Source organism: Okeania sp. SIO2B9, assembly GCF_010672505.1.
GTDB classification, from domain to species: Bacteria; Cyanobacteriota; Cyanobacteriia; order Cyanobacteriales; family Microcoleaceae; genus Okeania; species Okeania hirsuta.
Genome location: NZ_JAAHGK010000205.1, coordinates 1 through 7703, shown reverse-complemented (window position 1 = coordinate 7703; position 7703 = coordinate 1). Strand labels below are relative to the sequence as shown.

At 36.5% G+C, this 7703-nt stretch carries 10 protein-coding genes; 3 read left to right on the top strand and 7 right to left on the bottom strand.

Features of this window, described 5'->3' with window-relative positions; translation table 11 throughout:
- Together F6K13_RS09810 and F6K13_RS09805 are read right to left on the bottom strand one after the other, a co-directional pair.
- The coding region (locus F6K13_RS09810; RefSeq protein ID WP_287287298.1) for a hypothetical protein at window positions 1-224 on the bottom strand (224 nt) is incomplete at its 3' end.
- Between the two features lie 210 nt (window positions 225-434).
- On the bottom strand, window positions 435-845 hold the full coding sequence (locus F6K13_RS09805; RefSeq protein ID WP_124145434.1) for a hypothetical protein: 411 nt from the start codon (window positions 843-845) through the stop codon (window positions 435-437).
- 628 nt (window positions 846-1473) lie between these two features.
- On the opposite strand from F6K13_RS09805, the gene F6K13_RS09800 reads away from it, so the two are divergent.
- The 3 genes from F6K13_RS09800 to F6K13_RS09790 all read left to right on the top strand — a co-directional run bounded on the left by F6K13_RS09800 (window position 1474) and on the right by F6K13_RS09790 (window position 3242).
- Window positions 1474-1668: a hypothetical protein gene (locus tag F6K13_RS09800; protein WP_287276902.1), complete on the top strand. Its 195-nt coding sequence runs from the start codon at window positions 1474-1476 to the stop codon at window positions 1666-1668.
- Window positions 1669-1803: 135 nt separating this feature from the next.
- The gene (locus F6K13_RS09795) at window positions 1804-2451 is read left to right on the top strand and encodes a hypothetical protein (RefSeq protein ID WP_287287296.1); all 648 of its coding nucleotides are present in this window, start codon (window positions 1804-1806) and stop codon (window positions 2449-2451) included.
- A 338-nt stretch (window positions 2452-2789) separates the two neighbouring features.
- Window positions 2790-3242, top strand: a complete 453-nt coding sequence (locus tag F6K13_RS09790; RefSeq protein ID WP_287284366.1) for a matrixin family metalloprotease — start codon at window positions 2790-2792, stop codon at window positions 3240-3242.
- A 112-nt stretch (window positions 3243-3354) separates the two neighbouring features.
- Here F6K13_RS09790 and mnmH read toward each other — a convergent pair whose 3' ends face one another.
- The 5 genes from mnmH to ureG form a co-directional block, all read right to left on the bottom strand.
- On the bottom strand, window positions 3355-4371 hold the full coding sequence (gene mnmH / locus F6K13_RS09785) for a tRNA 2-selenouridine(34) synthase MnmH (RefSeq protein ID WP_124145436.1): 1017 nt from the start codon (window positions 4369-4371) through the stop codon (window positions 3355-3357).
- 463 nt (window positions 4372-4834) lie between these two features.
- Complete coding sequence (locus F6K13_RS09780; RefSeq protein ID WP_124145437.1) at window positions 4835-5158, bottom strand: Mo-dependent nitrogenase C-terminal domain-containing protein; 324 nt, start codon at window positions 5156-5158, stop codon at window positions 4835-4837.
- A 396-nt stretch (window positions 5159-5554) separates the two neighbouring features.
- Entirely contained in the window at window positions 5555-6070 is a 516-nt protein-coding gene (locus tag F6K13_RS09775) for an isoprenylcysteine carboxylmethyltransferase family protein (RefSeq protein ID WP_124145438.1), read from the bottom strand.
- A 21-nt stretch (window positions 6071-6091) separates the two neighbouring features.
- Window positions 6092-6511 carry a peptide chain release factor 1 gene (locus tag F6K13_RS09770; RefSeq protein WP_124145439.1) on the bottom strand — a complete coding sequence of 140 codons (420 nt, stop codon included), beginning with the start codon at window positions 6509-6511 and terminating at the stop codon, window positions 6092-6094.
- A gap of 31 nt (window positions 6512-6542) precedes the next feature.
- Complete coding sequence (ureG, locus tag F6K13_RS09765; protein ID WP_124145440.1) at window positions 6543-7145, bottom strand: urease accessory protein UreG; 603 nt, start codon at window positions 7143-7145, stop codon at window positions 6543-6545.
- Window positions 7146-7703: the final 558 nt, after the last annotated feature.

Genomic DNA, 7703 nt, shown 5'->3' with positions numbered 1-7703 from the left:
CCATTCCAGATGAGGCGAACCTCACCCCACTTAGTAGCTAATAAAATAAACCAATCTTCATGTTGATTGTAGATAGCAATTACGTCTTCTTTCCTATAATAAAAAGGGGCAATAAAGACGATACCCTGTTTAAAGACGGCTTCAGTCCATCCATTCAGGAATTGAGGCTGATTACCTTTGATATTTTTACTCATCTGCATTTTTTTCTGGGATTGTGTCTGCACCCGGCGTTGCACAATTAGGAATGATGAAATCTGAAAGTAAATATTTTTGGATAATTCTTTCCTCAATATATGTACAGTTGAAAATTTATTATCATTCTTTAATGTGCAATTTCATGCACCCTGTTTAAATACAGCTTTAATCCATCCATTGATAGCGATTTCTTGCCATAAAGATGGTTATAGTAGATGTTTGATTATTTTCAGAGATGTCTATTCAGGAATTGAGGCTGATTTTCGATCTTCTTCCTCATCTGCATTTTGTTCTAGGATTTGATCTCCATAGACTAGATCGGGTAGTAATTCCTGATCGTAATCAAGGTACTCGCATATAAGGCTGATGTCTACATTGTTTAAAGCTTGGCCTGAAATTGATTTGATTATCGCCTTTCTGACAAGATTGTCCAAAGGAGGATCGGAATTATCAATTTTGGCTTCAAGAGTTTTTATCCGAGCTTGTTGTTCTGCTAAAGCCTTTTTATAGTCAAAACTTAATTCATGCAGAACATCATATTCTCTACTCCTAGCTAATCCGCTCTCTATGTAAAACAGGGCCAGACTAACTAAAGTTCGCTCTTCTTGTAAAGCTCTTTCCTCTAGCTGTCTATAGGTTCCTGCGGACATAGTGACAGATATTTTTTCAGACCTTGTTTTTCTATTACTATCGATCATTAGGTTCTATTTGACTGCTATATAGAACTTATATTAATAATAAACTCTAATTAGCTGCTAAAAATGATTATTTAACAAAACTTAATATTTCCTTGAGAACTTAATTGTTGGAACTAATATCATGTCCGGTTGAATATGTATAATTAAAGCTTGTAGAATTGCTCCAGCCCGATAACAGATAGGGGCTAGAGCAATTTTACAAACAAAAACTTTTTGGTCGCGTAAGCGGTTTTCATTTCAGTAGACCACAGTAGGGGCGAATGCCATTTGCTAACGCAAAGCTCCGAATTGCGCCCTTACAGGGTTTTGGTTATGACGATGTGGTTTATCAATCTGAAAAGCGCTGTAAGACGCTCATGCTTATCAATTTCTGAATTTTTTGAGTGAAATTTTCAGAAAAAAATTTTTTCAAATAAAATCCATAGACTGACATAAAAGCTCAAAGATAGACAGAGAAAGACTCTGACAGATGGGGTGAAAAAAAAATTAGTCAAAATAGTCGATTGAAAATTCAGAAATTACTGCTGGGAAGCGTCTATTAGATAGAAGTACCAAACCAAGAAATGAAGGAGACAAATTAATGAATTTTGTCCATCAAGCTATTTTTTCCAGGGAAAAAAACTTGTATCAGTTTTACCCAGAAATTCCTCTACTGCCGGTCGTTGGTGCGCCTTCTGATGCAAACTGGCGACGTTGGTCAATGCTCCACGATGGGTCTGACTATCGTATGTATTGTTTCAACCCACATTCCGCACGTCAAAATGTAGTATCTTAGACTAAGCATTCAAAGCCTTGCCTGATAATAATTATGAAAATCATAGGTAAAAATACATATTATACAGGCTATTAATATCAATTCTCAAAAATAGAGGCTGTAATCCAAATTCTTCGTTAAAAATACCCTTGTAGTATGTTTGTGGTGCGGAATGTGGGTTTCAAGGGTAGTACCAATGATACACTCTATCAATTTATATGGGATGGTAATTCTTATAGATACGGTCATAACAATTCATATCCCAAGTTAAACATAACTGGGATTCCTGATGATGCAGATACCAGTAGCTTCTCTATGCTCTATGGGCAGGAACATTACCGACTCTACTTCCGGCAACTTGGCAACCCTACTAAGCTGTACGAGTTCATCTGGGATGATGCAGATACCAATAGTTTCTCTATGCTCTATGGGGAGGAATATTACCGAGTCTACTTCCGTCAACTTGGTAATCCCAATAAACTGTATCAATTTTTATGGGATCAAGAGGCTGAAAGTTATGTCCCTGGTCCCGCACTTCCAATATCTGGATTTCCAGATGACACCGACTGGTCTCGGTGGTCGATGCTGAATGATGGTAATGATTACCGCATTTACGCATTCAAACTTGGTAGCAACACCGAATTCTATCAAGGTGCTTGGAATGGTAGCGAGTATAAGTATGGTTACAAATCTGCTAATTGTCAAGTATTGACTCTAGAGAACATTCCGCCAAGTTGCAATTTAGCGAGTATGGCAATGTTGCATGATGGTAGTGAATATCGCTTTTATATGCAGAGTTTGTAACAATCAAATTGGCCTCCGAATCTAGGGACTAAGACTGCTGGAGAAGTTGGACGTTGGTAACACCTAACCTTTCTGATTTGAGGTGTAACACAGTTGTAACTTAATTGCAAACCTATGATTACACTATTCGGTATTCAGAAGCTGTCAGAATGCCTTTGTAATAACTAACTGCACTTTCTTAATTGTTAGCTGATAGGTTGGGTCTTACTTTAGTAACCCAACCTTAATGATATGACAACTGAGCGATCGCAATCAGCTCAATCAATAATATCATGTTTGCTTTATTAGCGATCAAAAATATATTCCACCCTCTCTTCACTTTACCTTCTTTTGTAATTATGTACGATATTCTAACTGGACTTGCTTTAAGTCCAAATGCAACTTATGGCTATGACAATAGTATTACACCACAACTTCAAGCCTTATTTAACAATACTTTCAACTACATAGAAAACAGAACCTATTTAGACTTTCAACAAGTAGATTACAATACAGCAGAAATAAAAATTAGTATAGATTCAAATACTCCTTATCTTGGCTATGCTTACTTCCCTGGAGATCGTCCAATCAACAGCGATATTTTCTTATCTGATGAATTGCTATATGTTGAAAATCAATATTTACAACAGTATGTGATATCTCACGAAGTAGTACACGCTATCGGTTTAAACCATACTGTCAGGCAAGATTCTGTTGTGTCGGAAGTCATTGACTTAAATTCACTAAACTTATTCCCTACAGCCTTTGATTTGTGGGCAATAGAAACCAATTATTTAATATCACAATTTTAGGAGTATCGGATTTGATATTAGACAACTAATCTACCGATAGGTGCGTTGCAACGCACCCTACAGAATAACTTAGCTGTTTCCTTTTCCCTACAATAATATCCGGCGATCGCCACTATATCTCTTGACTTTTCTCCCGCACCAAAACGGCAGCATCAACCGCCGACAAACCAGAAATATCTACTTTATGAATACTAACTCCTCTTTTTTCTAAATCATAAGTATAAGTTTTGTCATAATAGTGGAGAATTAAATCTGAAGCTGCTGCCAAGTTTCCCTCCCTCAGAAAATTAATCGCTTCTTGCGTCCGTAGACCCCCCAGTCGTCTTCTAATGCGTTCGGTCGCAGCAATCAAATCATTAATATCTGCTTCTCCATAAATTTCGACCAAAAATGCTACTCTTTCCTGACGACTACGACTTATTGAGATAACTTTCGCCCTTTCCATTTGCTCAAAAATTTCCTGGGGAATACAACACATTCCAATACGCTTACTCTCCGCTTCAACCCATAAAACTTGACTCCGGTCGAACTTTGCCCATTCCATCACGATCGCATTCCAAAATTGCTCATTAGTAGGTTGAGGCAACTGCCCCAAAGCACCGAAACTACTACCCCGATGGTTAGCTAGAGCTTCTAAATCTAATACTTGTTCTCCTATATTTTCCAGAGCAGTCAATATCTCAGTTTTACCACTGCCAGTCATTCCCCCCAGAATAATCATTTTTTGTGGAATCGAAAATAGAGAAAGTGCCCAACGTCGAAACCCTTTGTAACCGCCAATCAGTAGAGCAACATTAAATCCTGCGGTTTCCAGTAACCAACCAACTGCAGCGCTACGCATTCCACCTCGCCAACAGTGAATTCTAACTTGACGGTCTGGAGCTAATACCTTCGCACGGGCAACAAAATTAGCTAATTTCGGACCGACGATCGCTAACCCTAATTCGACTGCTTCATCTTTACCTTTTTGTTTGTAGCAAGTTCCCACCAAGGCACGTTCATCATTATTAAATAGAGGGAAATTAACAGATCCAGGAATATGACCTTGAGCATATTCGCCGGGACTACGAACATCGAGAATGACTCCTGGTGTTTGGAAAAATGCGTCAGGTTTTAGGGATTTTGCCATTATTTAAAGACGGAAGACAGAAGTAGGAAGGAAGAAAGTCTTGAATATTATATTTTATCATGTTTATGTGTAGGGTATTTGCTGAAGTCCTAGATTTTTTATCCCGATATTTTTTCTTCTGCCTTCTGCCTTCTGCCTTTTGCCTTTTGCCTTCTGCCTTTTGTTATAGCGATCGCATTCGGCAATAATAAAGAGCCTAGTTTCATAGAAAAACTAAGCTCTTGGTAGCATAACCTAAATATCATTGAGCTACTCTAAGACAAAATGTAGAAGCAAGTATTTAAAATTAAGAAATATATTTCAGCAATAATATCAAATCCGGTAGCATCGGTATAAAATCTTTTGAAGTAGGAGTCAGGTAGGGGAGCCGTCGGATTGGCGACATACAGGAGTCAGGAGTCAGGAGGGAAAAAATTTATGAAGATTTGGTAATGGTGAAGATAAAGAATGTTTTTATACCGAATTAAACGGATTTGATATAACCCGTAATATCCTCTCCACAAACATCCGCTAGAAAAGTTAAAGCGCGAAATCGTAAGCCAATAAATTGGTCATACAAAGGATTCAGTTTACACATTGCAGGAATATGAAACAGTAGATGTCCGAATAGTTTCACATCTCTCTCAAAAGGACATTGAGCTGGGATCAATTGACACAGCAAATGTGCTATTTTTTGATTATTTATTTCTACACGATCGAGATATTCGCGAATTGGTTGCAGTAGTTTATCTAGGTAGTTATGGTTTGTTTGAGCAGCTTGCTGTGAAATACTTGTAATAGAACTCATAATTAGATCATCCTATATATCAACTCTATCAATATATTTTCAGTCTAACTTTGATCTCACTTTCTTGTATAGCCAATTTGGCCTGATTTTGCAAACTTTCACAATTACTTTAATTTTTATCCTAGTATTGTGAAGATTAGATGAAATCTGTTGATATTTGTTTAAAATAACTAGCTTTTATCGCCAAAATTTGTTATTCCAAAAATCAAATCATTGAAGCTAAAAAAATTACTGTTATTCGCACTTTAGCAGAATATTCAGTAGAATTACGTTAAAAAATAGTTATGGAAATAATAAATATTGATAAATTGTTATCTAATATACTGTTTTTATAATCTCAATTGCTTCTGAATAAATATATTGACCTCGAGACAAATATCGTGAATTAATATCTAATTAATAAATCCTTGGAATTAATTTTTTTACCCGTTGTTGATAATCTGAATATTCTGGATATTTTTCACTTAACCAGGTTTCTTCTTGCCTTGCTTTCAAGTCAAGAAACAAAAAAATCACAATAACAGCTACAAAATGAGACAAACTAAGTTGAAAAATGCTCCAACCGAGAGTCAAGAAAATTAAACCGCTATACAAAGGATGTCTAACAATGCCATAAACTCCTGTTTGCACTAGCTCACCATCTACTCTTGGATATGGCAAAGGTGTCAGATTTTTGCCTAAATCTAATAATCCTTTCACAATAAAAACTAATGCAGTAGCACTAAAAAGTGCTGCTACGATCCAACAAGAGTATATTAATTTTGGCAATTCTAAACTAATTCCTGGTAGGTGATATGTAGGCAAAAAAATAAATCCTACCAGCAATAAACCTTGAATTAATACCAAATATTCACCGCGTTTGCCACTGCGCCACCCATCTCTGGTAAAACCGCAATTTGTAAGTATTTTCATGATTATATTTTTAGAATTTTTTTAACGTCGCCAATAAGGTCGCCCTTTCCAGAAAACTCCTATAGCTAGACTTATTAATGAAGTTCTAGATGCACTAACTAATACAGCAGGGAGAGGAAATAAAGACTTGAATAATAATCCGATAAATAAACATAAAACTAGCGCCCAAAGACTAGAATTATTCAGTAACCACTGCTTTTGCCAGAATTCTAATAAATAAACTGCTAACGCTCCCATTCCTACTGCTGCTCCTACAGGTATTAATACGCCAAAAATTGGAGAAGAAAATAGCATACTCAATGGTTTCAGGATAACAACAAAATAAGTGAAGCTTAAGATTAATAATACTTCTGTTGCTACAACTGCCAAAATAGCAATGAAACTTACTAAAAATAGTTCTTGCCAAGGTAAACTTTTCAAACGTTGCCAAATATTATTCATGTTTTAAGTTGATAGAATTAGGAAAATTGAGTTAATCTACAATTAGATATCTGTGGATAAAGTTTAAAACTGCTTCTAAACCAACTTTTGTTTTGAGATTCGTAAAGACAAAAGGGCGATCGCCTCGCATCTTTTTAGTATCTTTTTCCATAATATTCAGGTCTGCTCCTACATGGGGAGCAAGGTCAATTTTATTAATTACAAGTAGATCGGATTTAGTAATACCTGGACCTCCTTTTCTGGGAATTTTATCACCGGCAGCTACATCAATTACATAGATTGTTAAATCAACTAGCTCGGGACTAAAAGTTGCTGCTAAGTTATCACCGCCACTTTCGACAAATACTAAGTCTAGATCGGTAAATTTATTTTCTAACTGCTCAATAGCAATGAGATTAATAGAAGCATCTTCCCTGATAGCTGTATGAGGACAACCACCTGTTTCTACTCCTATTATACGGGAACTATCTAATGCTTGACTTCGCACTAAAAATTGGGCATCTTCTTGGGTATAAATATCATTGGTGACAACTGCAATATTATATTCTTGTCGCATTGACTTACATAAGGCATCAACTAAAGCTGTTTTACCTGAGCCTACCGGGCCAGCTATTCCAATCCGAAAAACATTCATAAATTACTAATTGTTAATGGGTATAGCAGAAGGAAGAAGGAAGAAGGAAGAAGGAAGAAGGAAGAAGGAAAAAGGAAAAGCCTTTCAAATAATAGTTTAGCAGGCTATTATTAAAATACAGTAGATTCCGTAGTAATTAAGTACCTCACGGGCAGCGGGAAGTGCTGTAAAAGTTTACCGAATTGTTAATAATTAGGGCTTGCTGATTAAATATCAAAGCATTGACTGATATTAGTTTCAGCCTTTTTTTGTCGAAAAAAGTGCAAGTTTTTCGGTCTAAAAAGCTCATGCATGCTAGTATTTTGGGATGATTATGGCAGAAAAATCAAGGGATAATTCTTCCTACTGCCTCCTCGCTCATTCCCCATTTCTCCTGTCTCCTGTCTCCTGTCTCCTGTCTCCTGTCTCCTCCCCCTACCAACAGACTTTATTCAGCAAGCCCTAATTAACAATTACATCTCCTTGAAAAGAAGAGGATTGACCCTTAAGGAAAAAATTTCTTTTTTTCCCCTTGAAAGGGGAGGATTTAAAGCTGAATTATTTAATTAGGGTTTGCTG

Excerpts from the sequence above, each read along its gene's own strand:
- F6K13_RS09800 (WP_287276902.1), top strand. The coding sequence starts at position 1,474 with ATGAATTTTGTCCATCAAGCTATTTTTTCCAGGGAAAAAAACTTGTAT.
- F6K13_RS09780 (WP_124145437.1), bottom strand. The coding sequence starts at position 5,158 with ATGAGTTCTATTACAAGTATTTCACAGCAAGCTGCTCAAACAAACCAT.
- ureG (WP_124145440.1), bottom strand. The coding sequence starts at position 7,145 with ATGAATGTTTTTCGGATTGGAATAGCTGGCCCGGTAGGCTCAGGTAAA.
- F6K13_RS09795 (WP_287287296.1), top strand. The coding sequence starts at position 1,804 with ATGTTTGTGGTGCGGAATGTGGGTTTCAAGGGTAGTACCAATGATACA.
- F6K13_RS09805 (WP_124145434.1), bottom strand. The coding sequence starts at position 845 with ATGTCCGCAGGAACCTATAGACAGCTAGAGGAAAGAGCTTTACAAGAA.
- mnmH (WP_124145436.1), bottom strand. The coding sequence starts at position 4,371 with ATGGCAAAATCCCTAAAACCTGACGCATTTTTCCAAACACCAGGAGTC.
- F6K13_RS09790 (WP_287284366.1), top strand. The coding sequence starts at position 2,790 with ATGTACGATATTCTAACTGGACTTGCTTTAAGTCCAAATGCAACTTAT.
- F6K13_RS09775 (WP_124145438.1), bottom strand. The coding sequence starts at position 6,070 with ATGAAAATACTTACAAATTGCGGTTTTACCAGAGATGGGTGGCGCAGT.
- F6K13_RS09770 (WP_124145439.1), bottom strand. The coding sequence starts at position 6,511 with ATGAATAATATTTGGCAACGTTTGAAAAGTTTACCTTGGCAAGAACTA.